Annotated in this window: 13 protein-coding genes; 9 read left to right on the forward strand and 4 right to left on the reverse strand. The window is 49.6% G+C overall.

The window, feature by feature from the left end; all coding sequences use genetic code 11:
• Positions 1 to 82 precede the first annotated feature (82 nt).
• From DWZ40_RS06970 to DWZ40_RS06980, 3 genes are all read left to right on the forward strand, one after another.
• Entirely contained in the window at positions 83 to 592 is a 510-nt protein-coding gene (locus DWZ40_RS06970; protein ID WP_118542078.1) for a hypothetical protein, read from the forward strand.
• A gap of 192 nt (positions 593 to 784) precedes the next feature.
• The gene (locus DWZ40_RS06975) at positions 785 to 1,675 is read left to right on the forward strand and encodes a LysR family transcriptional regulator (protein WP_182431651.1); all 891 of its coding nucleotides are present in this window, start codon (positions 785 to 787) and stop codon (positions 1,673 to 1,675) included.
• Positions 1,676 to 1,785: 110 nt separating this feature from the next.
• The gene (locus tag DWZ40_RS06980; RefSeq protein WP_118542082.1) at positions 1,786 to 2,856 is read left to right on the forward strand and encodes a tartrate dehydrogenase; all 1,071 of its coding nucleotides are present in this window, start codon (positions 1,786 to 1,788) and stop codon (positions 2,854 to 2,856) included.
• A 53-nt stretch (positions 2,857 to 2,909) separates the two neighbouring features.
• Here DWZ40_RS06980 and pcp read toward each other — a convergent pair whose 3' ends face one another.
• From pcp to DWZ40_RS06995, 3 genes are all read right to left on the reverse strand, one after another.
• Positions 2,910 to 3,554: a pyroglutamyl-peptidase I gene (gene pcp / locus DWZ40_RS06985; RefSeq protein ID WP_118542084.1), complete on the reverse strand. Its 645-nt coding sequence runs from the start codon at positions 3,552 to 3,554 to the stop codon at positions 2,910 to 2,912.
• 102 nt (positions 3,555 to 3,656) lie between these two features.
• The gene (locus DWZ40_RS06990) at positions 3,657 to 4,586 is read right to left on the reverse strand and encodes a DUF979 domain-containing protein (RefSeq protein WP_118542086.1); all 930 of its coding nucleotides are present in this window, start codon (positions 4,584 to 4,586) and stop codon (positions 3,657 to 3,659) included.
• Between the two features lies 1 nt (position 4,587).
• Positions 4,588 to 5,271, reverse strand: coding sequence for a DUF969 domain-containing protein (locus DWZ40_RS06995; protein ID WP_207664493.1), 684 nt, complete (start codon positions 5,269 to 5,271; stop codon positions 4,588 to 4,590).
• A gap of 419 nt (positions 5,272 to 5,690) precedes the next feature.
• On the opposite strand from DWZ40_RS06995, the gene DWZ40_RS07005 reads away from it, so the two are divergent.
• Positions 5,691 to 6,536: a DegV family protein gene (locus tag DWZ40_RS07005; protein WP_118542122.1), complete on the forward strand. Its 846-nt coding sequence runs from the start codon at positions 5,691 to 5,693 to the stop codon at positions 6,534 to 6,536.
• A gap of 498 nt (positions 6,537 to 7,034) precedes the next feature.
• The gene (locus DWZ40_RS07010; protein ID WP_118542124.1) at positions 7,035 to 8,366 is read left to right on the forward strand and encodes a solute carrier family 23 protein; all 1,332 of its coding nucleotides are present in this window, start codon (positions 7,035 to 7,037) and stop codon (positions 8,364 to 8,366) included.
• A gap of 38 nt (positions 8,367 to 8,404) precedes the next feature.
• Here the strand turns inward: DWZ40_RS07010 and DWZ40_RS07015 are convergent, their stop codons facing one another.
• Positions 8,405 to 9,097, reverse strand: coding sequence for a helix-turn-helix transcriptional regulator (locus DWZ40_RS07015; RefSeq protein ID WP_118542092.1), 693 nt, complete (start codon positions 9,095 to 9,097; stop codon positions 8,405 to 8,407).
• 140 nt (positions 9,098 to 9,237) lie between these two features.
• On the opposite strand from DWZ40_RS07015, the gene ssnA reads away from it, so the two are divergent.
• The 4 genes from ssnA (at position 9,238) to xdh (ending at position 16,913) form a co-directional block, all read left to right on the forward strand.
• Entirely contained in the window at positions 9,238 to 10,578 is a 1,341-nt protein-coding gene (gene ssnA / locus DWZ40_RS07020) for a putative aminohydrolase SsnA (protein ID WP_118542094.1), read from the forward strand.
• Between the two features lie 62 nt (positions 10,579 to 10,640).
• Complete coding sequence (gene ygfK / locus DWZ40_RS07025) at positions 10,641 to 13,634, forward strand: putative selenate reductase subunit YgfK (RefSeq protein WP_118542096.1); 2,994 nt, start codon at positions 10,641 to 10,643, stop codon at positions 13,632 to 13,634.
• A 100-nt stretch (positions 13,635 to 13,734) separates the two neighbouring features.
• Positions 13,735 to 14,271: a 4Fe-4S binding protein gene (locus DWZ40_RS07030; protein WP_118542098.1), complete on the forward strand. Its 537-nt coding sequence runs from the start codon at positions 13,735 to 13,737 to the stop codon at positions 14,269 to 14,271.
• 62 nt (positions 14,272 to 14,333) lie between these two features.
• Positions 14,334 to 16,913 (forward strand): selenium-dependent xanthine dehydrogenase, encoded by a 2,580-nt coding sequence (gene xdh, locus DWZ40_RS07035; protein WP_118542100.1) that lies wholly within the window; start codon positions 14,334 to 14,336, stop codon positions 16,911 to 16,913.
• Positions 16,914 to 17,136 lie beyond the last annotated feature (223 nt).

Here is a 17,136-nt window from a genome sequence, read left to right on the forward strand (position 1 = left end):
GTAGAAAACAAAATAAGACAGGAAAAGAAGGCTTTCGGTTTGTTAACTGAAAGCCTTTTTCTCTAAGAAAAAGGGGGATCTTATGGAAACAGCAACAGAAAACAAATCGATTTTTAGCATTCCGTTTCTGGTACTGGTTGTATGTTACACGCTGGGGTGCCTGACGTACCAGTTTCTTGCAACACTGTTTGTCAGCTATGGCGTTGGACTTGGCTATGAAAAAGTGGCTGTTGCAGGAGCCATGAGCATGACTGGTCTGACGGGGCTTATCATGCGTCCGGTTTCTTCGCTGATCCTTGCAGCGGTCATCTATGGTTTTTCTTTCGGAGGCTGTATTCCGGTACTTCAGGCAGTCGTGATCCGGGCGGTCGAAGCGCAGTATAAGGCATCTGCGACTGCTACAAAGTCCATCGGCGGAGATATCAGCCTGATGGCAACCAATACCGGACTTGCTGCACTTGCGACTGCTTTTGGAACGTATAAGGCAGGATATTTTGGGATCGGATGTATCGGTATTGTTGGACTTGTTTACATCATTGCATATTTTACTTATTATAATAGAAAACATCCGGGCAATCCGTTGCACTGGTAGTACCTGATTTATAAAATGGTTCGGAACACTGTTATGTCAGTGATCCGGACCATTTTTGCGCGGAACATTGCGGGTAATCAGTCTAGTCAAGACTTGCATGAGAAAACCAAATATGAAATAATAAAAGAAAATAAGTTACCGGCCTTGTGCGTAAACAGTAACAAAAATAACGAAAGAAGAGGCCAAAATGCCATGATGACATTACAGCAGATTCAATATTTTATAACCGTGTGCAAATACAAGAGTTTTACCAAAGCAGCCGAAGAAATGCATATTTCCCAGCCCGGCATTTCTTCTGCGATGAAAGAACTGGAGCGGGAATGCAAGGTGACATTGTTTGAACGTCGCAATAACAGCCTGTATATTACGGATGCCGGTGTCCTGTTTTTGCGGGAAGCGAAAAAAATGCAGCGTCAGTATGAGTCGATGGAATCAGCGGTGAAAACGCTTTCTGAGGGACGGGAATTTGTGCGGATCGGTCTTGCGACCATGTTTGGAAATGCCGTATACCCGAAACTGCGGCGGATGTTCCGCCAGCAGTATCCGGAAATAGAAATTTTTTCTGTGGAAGATACAGTGGATGCGCTGTTTCAGCTTCTGGAGCAGGGAAAAGTGGATCTGGTCTGCTGCGGAACCGGGGAAATGGTGGCAGGAGCGGATTGTGAAAGTTTAAATATCCGGGAGTCGCGGCTGATGTTTTGCGTAAACCGGGATCATCCGCTGGCGAAAGAAAAAGAAGTGACCTGTGAGATGATTGGCAGAGAACCGTTGGTTATGCTGACCGATCAGTTTTATCAGACGCAGCGGCTGAAAAAGTTGTTTGAAGAGCAGAACATTCCGCTTCATATTATTCATAATACCAATCAGGCATACACGGTGCTGCGTTTTATCCGGGATGGTGTAGCGGCAGGCTTTTTGACGACGGACATCATAGCGGAGGATGAAAAGCTGGTTGGCTTTTCCGTTCCGGGGGACCAGGTCTACACAATTGCCCTGTACTGGAAAAAGGACGTATTCCAGTTCTCTGCGGCAAAGAAGTTTATTGAAGTTACCAGGGAGTATGTGAAACAGATCCATAAGTAAAAGTTAGTCAGCCTAATTTAACACCGTTTGCGAAAATCAATCAAACTGTTATCATAATAGTAGATGTTGCGAAAACAATTCATTGAAAGGTTTATGAGGAGGTATTCATTATGGTAACACACAAAGTAGCGGTCATCGCCGGAGATGGCATTGGTCCGGAGGTCCTTGCAGAGGGCAAAAAGGTGTTGGAGAAAGTCGCTGAACTGGATGGAACGTTTCAGTTTGACTTTACGGATTTTCCGTGGGGCTGTGAGTATTATTTAAAGAATGGACGCATGATGGCAGAAGATGGCATTGAGCAGCTGTCAAAATTCGATGCGATCTTCCTTGGCGCAGTTGGCTATCCGGGCGTGCCGGATCATATTTCTCTTTGGGATCTGCTGCTGATCATCCGCAAGAAATTCGACCAGTATGTAAACTTAAGACCGGTAAAACTCTTAAAGGGTGCTCCGTGTCCGTTAAAAGATGTAAAGCGTGAAGATATCGATATGATGTTTGTCCGTGAAAACAGTGAGGGCGAGTATGCAGGAAGCGGAAGCTGGCTGTTCCCGGGCAAACCAAATGAAGTTGTGATCCAGGATGGCGTCTTCTCCCGTGTCGGCTGTGAGCGTATCATCCGCTATGCATATGAGCTTGCAAGAAAAGAGAAAAAGACCCTGACCAGTATCAGCAAAGGAAATGCATTAAATTATTCCATGGTATTCTGGGATCAGATCTTTAAAGAGGTTGGTGAGGAATATCCGGATGTGGAAACCCATTCCCTTCTGGTAGATGCGGCAAGCATGTTCATGGTAAAAGATCCGAAACGTTTCCAGATCGTAGTTACGTCCAACCTGTTTGGTGACATCCTGACCGACCTTGGTGCTGCGATTTCCGGCGGTATGGGACTGGCTGCAGGTGCGAACTTAAACCCGGAGCGCAAGTTCCCGTCCATGTTTGAGCCGATCCATGGTTCTGCACCGGATATTGCAGGTCAGGGTAAGGCAAACCCGCTGGCAACCGTATGGTCTGCAAGCCAGATGCTGGATTTCTTCGGACATCCGGAATGGGCAGCACGCCTGATCGATATCATTGAGGAAATGCTCGTAGAAAAAGCGGTCCTCACCCCGGATTTGGGCGGAACCGCTAAGACAAACCAGGTTGGCGATGAAGTTGTGCGCAAGCTGGCTGAGAAAAAATAAGTTGTTACTATAATTTGATAGAATCCCCCTATATCCGGACTGTGTGAAGAAAGTTAGTGTGTCTGTCCTTCCGCAGTCCGGATATCGTTTTCATAGCTTCCAATTGCCTGGATCGCAGCTTCGATGCCGCGGGCGATATCGTGCAGGTTCATGGATGGAGCCGGTGCAGGTCTTCCAACAACCTGTTCTGGAATGAATGGAACATGCATGAAACCGCCGCGCACACCTGGATAGTTTTTCGCCAGGGTGTAGAGCACACCGTACATTAAATGGTTGCAGACAAAGGTACCTGCAGTATTGGAGACACTGGCCGGAAGACCTGCTTCGCGGATGTTCTGGACCATGGCTTTGATCGGCAGGTCAGAAAAATATGCCGGAGCACCGTCTTCATAGATCGGCAGATCAATCGGCTGGTTCCCTTCGTTATCCTGGATGCGGGCGTCATCTAAGTTGATGGCTACGCGTTCCGGGGTGATGTCGTAGCGGCCGCCTGCCTGACCGATACACAGGACGGCATCCGGCTTTTCTTTTTCAATGGCAGCAGCAACAGTTGCGATGGATTTGCGGAATACGGTAGGTACTTCTACTTTTACGATTTCCACGCTGTCGACCTGGGAAGATACCAGTTTTACAGCTTCCAGTGCCGGGTTGACTTTGTCTCCACCGAATGGGTCAAATGCGGTTAAAAGAAGTTTCATGAGAAAACCCTCGCTTTCGTTTGTATTTGTCTGATGGAAAAGAATGTCAGGCCAGTCTTTCCCAAAAAGAAATTTGATGAGTGATATCGGAATGCCGGGAAACTAAAATGCCAGGAAATACATCAACAAAATGTGGATCACCAGCATGGTGAGTGCCACCGGAAGCTGGGATTTGATGACAGCGTATTTGCTTTTGGTCTCCAGAAGTGCCACCGGGACAATGTTGAAGTTTGCAGCCATCGGCGTCATAAGGGTTCCGCAGTAGCCTGCAGTCAGTCCAAGTGTACCGACAACAACCGGGTTTGCACCCTGGGCGATCAGAAACGGGATACCGATGCCGACGGTGATGACAGAGAAAGCAGCGAAGCCGTTGCCCATGATCATGGTGAAGAGAGCCATGGCGATGCAGTATACGGCGGTTGCGGCAAACAGGTTATTGGCCGGGATCACGGCGCTGACACCGTGTGCGATGACGTCACCGACACCGGCTGCCGTGAACAGGGAGCCGAGGGCAGCGAGAACCTGAGGCAGAATGCCGGTTACGCCGACATTGTCTACCAGACGGGTTCCGTCGGTCACTGCGTAGGAAGGTCTGGTCTTGAAAAGCAGCAGTGCCACGATCAGTGCAATGGCACCGGAGATACCGATGGCGTTGTTGGCGCCGAGTACTTTTAAGAATGTTGCAACAAGGACGGCGCTGATAGCCAGGGTAAGCGGCGGAATGAAAACGGAGTAGCCGATTTTGTCGGCTGCTTTTCTGGTTTCGGCTGCGTCCGGAACATCGCTTCTGGACGGTGCAACCAGATGGAAAGCGGTCAGGGCAGCCATCAGTACGACGCAGGCGCCTGTGATCCAGCGCGGAAGGTATGCTCCGGCAATGAACGTGAATGCCAGGATAAACCAGAAGAGTGCGGTGGTCACGCGTTTTTTGCATTCGGAATCTTTTAATGCCTTGACGCCGTTCGAAACGAAGAAAAGGCCGATGATGCAGTAGAAAATTTCTGCAACAATGGTGCTTACGGTCCAGGTCATGTTAGTTTTCCTCCTGTTTCTTCCGGCTTGCGAACCGGCGTTTTAAGATCTGGTCAAAGATCAGTGCGTAGATGACGCCTACGATCACGGAAATCACGGCGATCGGGACAGACTGTCCAGCAATCTGGAGTGCATCGACCGGGTATCCCTGTTCGCTTAAGGTAGAAACGATCAAAAGCGTACCGGATGAACCCATGAAACAGTTCTGGGCGAAAAAGTTCCCGTAGTTTTCGCTTCCGGCACACATGCCCTTGATCTCGTCTTCTGTTTTTTCATCCAGTTCCCCGTACTGTACAACCGCTGCAGCCTGCGCCATCGGGTTGATGAGAGGACGGATAAACTGCGGATGTCCGCCGATACGCAGGGAAAATGCAGATGCGATGGTACGGATGAGCTGCCAGATGGCAATCAGACGTCCGGTCGTTGCATTTTTTAATGAGGTAATAAAGTCTACGGCTTTATCTTTTAAGCCGCATCGCTCACAGATGCCGATCACAGGCAGTGTGAGAATGAAAAGTGTGGCGGTCCGGTTTGTAATAAACGCGGTACCGAGTGTGTCCAGGATCTGCATTGGGCTCATGCCGGCTACGAGTCCGGTAGCAAGTCCGGCTACGACAACAACAGCGAGTGTATCCAGCTTTAAGATAAAGCCAATGATAACGATCAGGACACCGATCAGTTTGATCACTTCCATGGAAAGAATCCTCCTTATGATATTGTAAGTACGAAACTGCTCACGGACAGGAATGTTCCGGATGGAGAAGCCTGTTGCTGGTCACGGTATGGGAAACGTAACGAAATGCCGTGTGAAGCAGCATCTGAAATTTTATCATAAGGAAGGAAAAGTCACAATGCTATTTTTTTTCCAAACGTATTTTCAGACAGGACCTTGTCTGCCGGAATGTTTATGTGTTCACGTGTTTTCACGGATCGATGATGGATCCTTCATTCCTTGCTTGCATTATCAGTAAACTATGCTATAATAAGTAGTAATAAAAACTATGTGAGATGGAGGCGCGCTGTATCTGCAAAGAAAAAGATGACCGGACAGGTATCTGTGTCCGGCAGCAGGGAAAGAGGCAGCGGGACGGTTTGGAGGAGAATATGAGCTATAAGATTTTTGGCGACAGCTGCCTGGATTTAACAGAGGAATTAAAAAAAGATCCCAGATTTGAGATGATTCCCCTGACACTTCAGGTGGATGATCATATGGTAATCGACGACGAGACATTTGACCAGAAAGCATTTATTAAAATGGTAAAGGAGAGTCCGAACTGCCCGAAAACGGCATGTCCGTCCCCGGAAGCATTCAAGAAAGCCTGTGAGTGCGATGCAGACGATATTTATATCATTACCTTATCCAGTCATTTAAGCGGAACTTATAACAGCGCCGTACTGGGAAAGCAGCTTTATGAGGAAGAGCATGGCGCAGGCAGCAAGAACATCCTTGTCATCGATTCCGAATCGGCTTCTGCAGGAGAACTCAACGAAGCGCTTACAATCCGCGATATGTATGAGGAAGGACTTGGGTTTGGGGAAATCTCAAAACGGATCCTGACCATGCGCGACGAGCAGCAGACGTATTTTGTTATCGATACACTGGAGCCGCTGCGCAAGAATGGCCGCCTCACGGGGCTGCAGGCATTTTTTGCAACGGCATTAAACATTAAGCCGGTCATGGGCGCTGATCATGGTGTGATCATCAAACTGGATCAGGCAAGAGGCATCACAAAAGGTCTGGCCCGTATGTGTGAACTTGCCACAAAACGTGCCGGAAATCCAGAAGAAAAGCGTGCGGTGATTGCCCACGTGAACTGCCCGGAGCGTGCACTCCAGGTAAAGGCAGAGCTGGAAAAACGCGGGAACTACCGGGATATCGTGATCACGGATACCGCCGGAGTTGCAACGGTATATGCCGGGGATGGAGGAATCATCCTGGCGGTTGGTTAAAAATATAACAACATAATATCGATTGGTACGCTGAAACAAAGGCAGAAAACAGGGCAAAGAAGTTGACCATGAAGAACGTCTTCTTTGTCCTGTTTTTTATTTCAGAACAGATCGGGGGAAGACCTCGTTTTTGTATCATCGTTTTTGGGCTCTATGGATGCTTATCACTGCACAAAACAGAAAATAGGATCAAATCATACAAAAAGTAAGGTTTTGCGTCAGGACAGAAAAGAAAATCTAACAGAAAGTATACAATGAGCACAAAAAAAATCAAAGATTTGAGAAAAAATTATCTAAAACACTTGCATTTCCCCCATAATATGTTATGATAAAACTAACAAAAATATATTTAGCAAAAATAAAAAAAAGTAAGGAGGGGAGGCACAGACGGACTGAAGTCTGGTTGGGGGCTGGACTCGTTGCTCAAGCTAAATATCTGTTTCTTTTGTTGCTACGGACAGAATGAACAGTCCCGTTCGTTTGTACCTCAAAAAAAGCATGAAGGAGAAGACAAAAGAAACCGGAAACGGGAACGTATTGTTTGACTTTTATGGAAAAGCACCGGAAACATCCAAGCTGATTCCGTTAAGTTTACAACACGTTCTGGCAGCAATCGTCGGTGTTATCACACCGTCCATGATCATCGCAGGGGTATGCGGTCTGACCGATGAGGAGAAGACCATGATGATCCAGGCAGCGCTTATTTTCACCGCGCTGGCGACATTTTTGCAGCTGTTTCCGCTGTTCCATAAAATTGGTGCGGCACTTCCGGTTATCATGGGGACCAGTTTTGCTTACGTACCGACTCTGACTGCCATCGGCGGTGAGTTTGGCATTGGCGCGATTATGGGCGCGCAGATTGTTGGCGGTGTTGTCGCAATCGTTTTCGCGGTCTTTGTAAAGCAGATCCGGAAACTGTTCCCGGACATCGTTACCGGTACGGTTATCTTTACCATCGGTCTTTCCCTGTATCCGACGGCAATCCGTTATATGGCAGGCGGTTCCGGACATCCGGAATTCGGTGGTTTAAAGAACTGGTTCATTGCGCTTTTAACATTTGCAGTTGTTTTATTCCTGAACAACTTTACAAAGGGCGTTTTGAAGCTGGGTTCCCTTTTCTTCGGTATCATCGTTGGTTATGTAGTATCTTTGTTTCTGGGCATGGTGGATTTCACCAATGTGCTGAATACCACCTCTGTTGTGGCATTCCCGCAGCTGATGCACTTCAAAATTGAATTTGCTCCGGCAGCCTGTGCTTCCCTGGCTATCGTGTACGCAGTCAATGCAGTGCAGACGATCGGTGATCTTACCTCTACGACCGTAGGCGGTATGGATCGTGTCCCGACAGACAATGAGCTTCAGGGCGGTATCCTGGTTCAGGGTGTTGCAAGTATCGTAGGCGCGTTCTTCGGAGCACTGCCGACAGCTTCCTACAGCCAGAACGTGGGCATCGTAACCATGAACAAAGTAGTAAACCGCGTGATCTTCGCGGTATCTGCAGCAGTGCTTCTGGTAGCAGGTCTGATTCCTGGTCTCTCTGCAGCACTGACCACCATTCCACAGTGTGTAATCGGCGGCGCTACGCTTTCCGTATTTGCGCAGATCGCAATGACCGGTGTGCGTCTGTTCACCAAAGATGGCATGACTGCAAGAAAGACTACCGTAGTTGGTATGTCAGTAGCACTTGGCGTTGGTATTACCCAGGTATCCGGATGCCTGCAGGGCCCTGGAATCCCGGCGTGGATCAACACCGTATTTGGAAGTTCGTCCGTGGTAGTGGCAACGATCATGGCGATCATCTTAAATCTGACGCTTCCGCCGGAAGAATAAGATCTGGGATGATAAGAGACACAAAGAAAGCCGAACAGTTAAGAATCCTGTTCGGCTTTTGTTTTAGAGGAATCAGAAGCTTCTTCTTCGGCTTTGATCTCGTTTAAGTAACTATAGAGTGTGAACTTGGAGATGCATAAGATCTGGCACACACGCTGACCGGATTTTGTGATGAGGAATGCACCGGCGTCGTTCAAAAGACGGATAAACTGAACTTTATCGTCCTTGGTCATAACAGCGGCAGGTTTGCCGATGTGTTTAAATGCCTGGTCGATCAGTTCGTCCAGAAGGTCAGTAACATTCATGGAAACGGTCTCCGGACCGGAGTCTTCCGAATCATTGGAAGCGGTAGCAGTCAGGTTCTGCATATGGGTCTGTGCTGCCAGCAGAATGGTGATATCGTAGTTGATACTCAGGATCCCGGTGATCTTTCCTTTGGGATTGCGAATGTAAATGGTACTGGATTTTAAAATTTTTCCATCCTTGGTCTTGGTTAAGTAGGCAAGTTTGTCTTCGGTGTGTTTTTCTCCGTTCTGCAAGGATTCCAGAACAATGTGAGAAGGACCATCGCCGAGTTTCCGGCCGCTGATGTAGCCGTTTTCAATGGCAACAATGGAGTGCTCCACATCATTGCTTTCCAGATCGTGTACGACGATCTCGCAGTTGGAACCGAACTGGGCAGCGAGGCCGTGGGCCAGGCGGGTGTAAAAATCAATGGTGTTTTTATCCATGGTTCGCTCCTTTCTGATAGTGAATGACAGGAAATAAGTCAATCATACAATTTGTTTGGCGTTAATTATTATAACAAGCCAAAAAACAGAATGCAAGAAGAAATGATTAAATTAACTAATTTATAGCAGGAGGTATATTAATGTTACTTATAGGAAACGGAAGAGTTATCACAAGAAACCATGCAAATCCGTACCTGGAGAATGGTGCGGTCGTAACCGATGGGGAGAATATCAAAGAGGTAGGAAGCTTTGAGGATATGAAACAGAAGTATCCGGAAGCAGAGTTTGTGGATGCCCACGGCGGTGTGATCATGCCTGGTCTGATCAATGCGCACACCCACATTTATTCCGGTCTGGCACGCGGCCTTTCCATCGTTGGAAACAACCCGACCAACTTCCTGGAAGTACTGGAAGGTACCTGGTGGGCGATTGACCGTCAGCTTGACTTAGACGGAACCAGAGCCTGCGCCTGGGCGACAGTTCTGGACTGCATCCGTGATGGTGTGACCACGATCTTTGATCATCATGCAAGCTTTGGTGAGATCCCGGGTTCCCTGTTTGCAATCCGCGATGTTGTAAAAGAAGCAGGCATCCGTTCCTGCCTCTGCTACGAGGTTTCCGAGCGTGACGGCGAGGAGAAGACCGCACAGAGCATCAAAGAGAATGCGGATTTTGCGAAGTGGGCGAAAGATGCTGACGACAGCATGATCAAGGCGATGTTCGGCGGACACGCCCTGTTTACCATCTCGGATAAGACCTTCGAGAAGATGGTAGAGGCCAACAACGGCATGACCGGTTTCCATGTACATGTCGCTGAGGGCATGAACGATGTTTATGACAGCTTAAGAAACTATGGCTGCCGTCCGATCAACCGTCTCTTATACAACGGCATCCTGGGCGAGAAGACCTTACTTGGCCACTGCATCCACATCAGCCCGGCTGAGATGGATATCATCAAGGAGACCGGTACTATGGTAGTCAATAACCCACAGTCCAACCAGGGCAATGCAGTAGGCTGCTCCCCGGTTCTGCAGATGATGGCAAAGGGCATCACCGTTGGTATGGGTACCGATGCTTACACCCATGACATGTTGGAGAGCATGAAGGCATTCCTGACCATCCAGCGACATAACGCAATGCTGCCGAACGTAGCATGGTGTGAGGATGTGAAGATGCAGTTTGAGAATAACCGCATTATCGCTGAGAAATACTTTGGTAAGACACTTGGCATCTTAAAAGAGGGTGCTGCAGCCGACATCATCATCATGGACTACAAGCCATTCACCCCGTTCTCTGACGAGAACATTGACGGCCACATGATCTTCGGCATGGAGGGCAAGAACTGCCGCACCACCATCATCAACGGTAAGGTTCTCTACAAAGACAGAGAGTTCGTTGACCTGGATGAGGACAAGATCAACGCATGGACCATGGAGCAGAGCAAGAAGCTCTGGGGCAAGTTAAATCACAGAGTATACTAATTCACAAAAACTATATAAAAGGGAAGCAAGGGTTAAACAAATGGCTTCCATAGGAGGATAACATGAGCGAAATTATGAGACCAATGACGATCGATCACCTGATGCACTGGATTATGTCCGAGTATGAGCAGAAAAAGAGCATCTTCGGCATCGAGAAACTTGTAAAACATGAGAACGGACAGGCACTGCCGATCTTTGAAGAAAAGATCGAATCTCCGTTTGGTCCGGCAGCAGGCCCGAACAGCCAGCTGGCACAGAACATTGTAGCAGCTTATGCGGCTGGCTCCCGTTTCTTCGAGTTAAAGACCGTTCAGGTCATGGATGGCGCAGAACTGGCAGCATGCATCAACCGCCCGTGTATCATTGCAGGGGATGAGTGCTACAACTGTGAGTGGTCTACCGAGCTGTACGTTCCGCAGGCATACGCGGAGTATGTAAAAGCATGGGTTGCATGTAAGCTGATCGCAAAAGAGTATGGACTTGGCGATCCGGATGGCTTCGTATTCAACATGTCCGTTGGTTATGATCTGGAGGGCATCAAGTCTCCGAAGGTTGACAAGTACATCAACGATATGATTGAGGCAAAGGATACCGAAGTCTTCAAAGAGTGCATCAACTGGGCATTAGAGCACGTGAACGAGTTCAAGAACGTAGATGAGGAGTACATCCGTAACATCAGCTCCAACGTTTCCAACTCCATCACCGAGTCCACCCTGCACGGCTGCCCGCCAGCAGAGATTGAGCGTATCGCAACCTACCTGATCACAGAGAAGCACTTAAACACCTTCATCAAGTGCAACCCGACGCTTCTTGGCTATGAGTACGCAAGAAAACGTCTGGATGGCCTTGGATTCGACTACATCGCTTTCGACGATCATCACTTCTTAGAGGATCTGCAGTGGGCTGACGCAGTTCCGATGCTGCACAGACTGTATGACCTCTGCCAGGAGAAAGGGCTGGAGTTCGGCGTGAAGATCACAAACACCTTCCCGGTAGACGTAACCAGAAACGAGCTTCCGAGCAACGAGATGTACATGGCTGGACGCGCATTGTTCCCGTTAAGTATCCATGTAGCACGCCTTCTGACCGATGAGTTCCAGGGCAAGCTGCGTATCTCCTACTCCGGCGGCGCAACCATCGAGAACATCAAAGAGCTGTTTGACGCAGGCATCTGGCCGATCACCATGGCTACCAACATCTTAAAGCCGGGCGGCTACCAGAGAATGAGCCAGATCGCAGATGAGCTGATGGAGTGCGGCAGCGAGCGCTTCTCTGGCGTAAACGTGGCAGCACTGGCAGCCATCGATGACGGCGTAGAAGCAAAGGCAATGTACAAAAAACCGGTGAAACCGCTTCCGGAGCGTCACGTAGATAAGAAGCTTCCGCTGTTTGACTGCTTCAACGCACCGTGCCGCAATGGCTGCCCGATCGAGCAGGATATTCCGGCTTACTTACAGGCTATGGTAGATGGCGATGCAAAGAAAGCTCTTGAGATCATCTTAGAGCGCAACCCGCTTCCGTTCATCACCGGTACCATCTGCCCGCATCACTGCGGCGACAAGTGCATGCGCAACTACTATGAGGAGACCTTACATATCCGTGAGACCAAGCTGGCAGCAGCAAGCCAGGCATACAACGAGATCCTTCCGGCTCTGAAGGCTGAGGGTTCCGTAGCTGGCAAGAAGGTTGCCATCATCGGCGGCGGCCCGGCAGGTCTGGCAGCAGCTACCTTCCTGTCCCGTGCAGGCGTAGCAGTTACCGTATTCGAGCGCAAAGAAAAACTGGGCGGCGTTGTACGCAACGTCATTCCGGAGTTCCGTATCTCCGCAGATTCCATCGACAAGGATGTAGAACTGTGCAAGGCTTACGGTGCAGAGTTTAAGCTTGGCGCAGAGGTTACCTCTGTAAAGGCATTAAAGGCAGAGGGCTACACCGATGTCATCGTTTCCATCGGCGCATGGAAGCCGGGCAGATCCCCGTTAGCATATGGCGAAGTAACTGACGCTCTGGAGTTCTTAATGGAGGCGAAGAAGAACGGCGCTTCCATGAACATCGGTAAGGACGTTGTTGTTCTTGGCGGCGGCAACACCGCGATGGATGTTGCAAGAGCAGCAAAACGCATTCCGGGTGTAGAACATGTCCGCCTGATCTACCGCAGAACCAAACGTTACATGCCGGCAGATGAGGAAGAGTTACAGTTAGCGATCGAGGATGGCGTAGAGTTCTTAGAACTGCTGGCACCGGTCGGCGCAGAGAACGGCAAACTGAAATGTTCCGTTATGGAGCTTGGTGCTCCGGATGCTTCCGGCAGAAGATCTCCGGTAGACACCGGAAAGACCGAAGAGTATCCGGCAGACACCATCATCGCAGCAATCGGTGAGACCATCGATACCAGCCTGTACGCAGAGCTTGGCGTAGAGATGGACGCAAAGGGCCGTCCGGTTGTAGACGCAAACATGATGACTACCGAGGCTGACGTATACGCAGTCGGCGATTCCAGAAGAGGACCGGCTACCGTTGTTGAGGCCATCGCAGATTCCGCTAAGGCTGCAGCAGCCATCGCAGGCATCAGCTATGACAAGTATGCAGAAGAGAATGTTGCAGCAGACGAGAAACTCTACACCGCAAAGAAGGGTGTTCAGAGCAGAGATACCGGGAAGACTCCGGATGACCGCTGCTTAGGCTGTCCGACGGTATGTGAGGTATGTACCGATGTCTGCCCGAACCGTGCAAACGTGGCGATCCATGTACCTGGCAAGTGCAAAGCACAGATCATCCATGTGGATGGCATGTGTAATGAGTGTGGCAACTGCGAAGTATTCTGCCCGTACAAGGGAGGAAGACCTTACAAAGATAAATTCACTTTATACTGGACGGAAGAGGACTTCCTTGACAGCACCAACGAGGGCTTTTTGGTGCTTGATGGAACTCAGGTGAAGGTTCGTCTGGATGGCAAGGTTGAGACCGTTGATGTTGCACAGGAGACAGATCTGCCTGCAGATGCAGTGGCAGTGATCCGTACCGTATTAAAGGATTACGCATACCTGATCCGCTAATTTGAAATCACATAGGACCTGGAAGCTGTTTTTCGGGAATTTATCCGCTGCCGTGCACCCCTTACGTGCATGGCAGCGCAAGAAGGAGTTAGGGGTTTACATGAAAAGAAAGAAACATATTGCAGTGGTTCACTGTGCAGGCGGGGCAAGACTGAACGAAGGCATTGACCGTGCATCACTGCCGAAGGACTGCAGCCAGATCATGGAACAGTATCCCGATGGGATCCTAAGCTGCAGCTATGGATGCTTAGGAGGCGGAAGTTGTGTGGCAGCCTGCAGGCTGCATGCACTTTCCATCAATGAAAAAGGAGTTGCCGAGGTTGACCGGGGAATTTGTGTCGGATGCGGACTTTGCGTCAAGGCCTGTCCGAAGCATCTGATCCGTCTGGAGGCACTGGAAGGAACCATTCAGCCGAAATGTTCCAATGAACAGAAAGCGGCAGAAGCCGGAAAGGCATGTACATCCAGCTGTATCGGCTGTAAGATCTGTGAAAAATACTGTCCGTCCGATGCGATCCATGTGATCGGTTTCCATGCAGTGATCGACCGGGAAAAATGCATTGCATGCGGCATGTGCGCGACAAAATGTCCGCGCGGAGTGATCCATGATGCAGACGGTATCTTTGCGGCAAAGTAATGAGAGCTGCTGTTTGCGCAACGCCTAAGCAGCAACGAATTAGAACAGGAGAAGGAAAATCAATGGGAGAAGTATTTGAGTTTACAGTAAACGGCAGCGTGCAGCGCACGGAGGAAGATAAACCGCTGCTTCGGTTTCTGCGGGACGATCTGCATCTGTTTTCTGTAAAGGACGGCTGCAGTGAGGGTGCCTGCGGTACCTGCACCATCGTCATTGACGGAAAAGCAGTCAAGTCCTGCGTACTGACTACCAGGAAAGCAGTTGGGAAAAACATTCTGACCGTAGAAGGCTTGAGCGAGGAATGGCAGGATGCATTTGTATACGCATTTGGTTCGGTGGGAGCCGTGCAGTGCGGATTCTGTATTCCGGGCATGGTCATGGCAGGTACGGCGCTGCTGCAGAAAAATTTAAATCCGACGGAAGAGGATATTAAATATGCCCTGCGGGGAAATATCTGCCGCTGTACCGGCTACAAAAAGATCATCGAAGGAATCCAGCTGGTTGCAGCCATTCTCCGGGGAGATGCCGCTATCGATGAAGATCTGGAAAAGGGCGATGTTTACGGTGTCGGCCAGCGCGCATTCCGCGTGGATGTCCGGAAGAAAGTTTTAGGCTACGGCAAATATCCGGATGATATCGTCATGGACAATATGGCGTATGTCTCTGCAGTCCGCAGCAAATATCCGCGGGCCCGCGTCTTAAAGATCGACGCATCCAAAGCAGAAGCGCTTCCGGGTGTACTTGGCGTACTGACTGCTGCCGATGTTCCGAACAATAAGGTCGGACACATTCAGCAGGACTGGGATGTCATGATCGCAGAAGGAGATATTACCCGCTGCGTGGGCGATGCAATCTGCCTTGTAGTGGCTGAGAGTGAAGACATTTTAAATAAGGCGAAGAAACTGGTAAAGATCGATTATGAAGAACTGGAGCCGGTAAGGGGCATTGCAGATGCAAAACGGGAAGATGCACCGAAGGTGCATTCGAAGGGAAACCTCTGCCAGACCCGTCACGTGGTGCGCGGAGATGCGGCAAAAGCACTTGCCGAGTCCAAATACACGGTAACCGATTCCTTCCGTACTCCGTTTACGGAGCACGCGTTCCTGGAGCCGGAATGTGCGATCGCATTTCCTTATAAGGACGGCATCAAGATCTTAAGCACCGATCAGGGTGCGTTTGATACGAGAAAAGAGACCGCCATTATGTTTGGCTGGGAGCCGGAGCGTATTGTGGTGGAAAACCAGCTGATCGGCGGCGGCTTTGGTGGAAAAGAAGATGTTTCCGTCCAGCATATCGCAGCACTGGCTGCCTGGAAATACCAGATTCCGGTAAAGGCAAAGTTCAGCCGTCAGGAATCTTTGTTCTTCCATCCGAAGCGCCATGCCATGGAAGGAACTTTTACGCTGGGCTGTGACGAAAACGGTATTTTCACCGGACTGGACTGTGAGATCAACTTCGATACCGGCGCTTATGCATCTCTTTGCGGACCGGTTCTGGAGCGTGCCTGCACCCATTCCGTGGGTCCATACTGTTACCAGAACACAGACATCCGTGGCTATGGTTACTATACCAATAACCCGCCGGCCGGTGCGTTCCGCGGCTTTGGCGTATGCCAGAGTGAGTTTGCACTGGAATCCCTGATCAATGTGCTGGCAGAGAAGGTCGGCATTAGCCCGTGGGAAATCCGTTACCGCAATGCCATCGAACCTGGAAAGGTTCTTCCGAACGGACAGATTGCAGACTGTTCCACCGCATTGAAAGAGACTCTGGAGGCGGTGAAGGATGTCTACGAGAAGAATATGGATCATGCCGGAATCGCCTGTGCCATGAAGAATGCCGGCGTTGGTGTCGGACTTCCGGATAAGGGCCGTGCGAGACTGGTGATCGAGGATGGAGTCTGCGTGATCTACTGCGCGGCTTCGGATATCGGGCAGGGATGTCTGACGGTATTCTGCCAGGCTGTAGCACAGACAACCGGGCTTCCGCTTTCTAAGATCCGCAATGCGGTAGCGAACACGGAGAATGCGCCGGATTCCGGAACGACATCCGGTTCCCGCCAGACGCTGCTTTCCGGTGAAGCGGTCCGCGGTGCCTCTGCCCTGTTAAAAGAGGCAATGGATGAGGTTGGCGGAGACTTAAGCAAGCTGGAAGGCCGCGATTTCTTCTATGAATACTTTGAGCCGACCGATAAGCTGGGCGCAGATGTTCCGTTCCCGAAGAGCCACATTGCATATGGCTACGCAACCCATGTCGTGATCCTGGATGACGAAGGAAAAGTCAAAGAGGTTTATGCCGCACACGATTCCGGAAAGGTCGTAAACCCGATTTCCATTCAGGGACAGATCGAGGGAGGCGTGCTCATGGGTATGGGTTATGCGCTTACAGAGGACTGGCCGTTAAAGGACTGCGTGCCGCAGGTGAAATATGGCACGCTGGGACTTCTGCGTTCCACCCAGATCCCGGATATCCATGCCATTTACGTGGAGAAGGATGAACTCCTCGGTGTGGCATACGGAGCAAAGGGAATCGGCGAGATCGCAACCATCCCGACGGCACCGGCAATCCAGGGCGCATATTATGCACTGGACCATAAGTTCCGCAAGTCCCTTCCGTTAGAAGATACATATTATAGGAAGAAATAGGTTTTCACGCATTCTGGTTTTATGATAGATGAACAAAATGAGAAAAAAATGAAAAAAAGTTTTGTACATACTTGACATAGAGCCAGAATGTGTTATGATAGCTATAGAAACAAACAAAAAGTTTGAACAAATACAAAAAGTTTGTTAGGAGAGTAAACATGGAGAAAATTCTTTGGGCATTGAACAAGATGCCGAAAAGCGAAGACAAGTGCCTGCCTGTTAT

The sequence above is a fragment of the Clostridium sp. AF32-12BH genome (genome assembly GCF_003477935.1).
GTDB lineage: Bacteria > Bacillota > Clostridia > Lachnospirales > Lachnospiraceae > Brotaphodocola.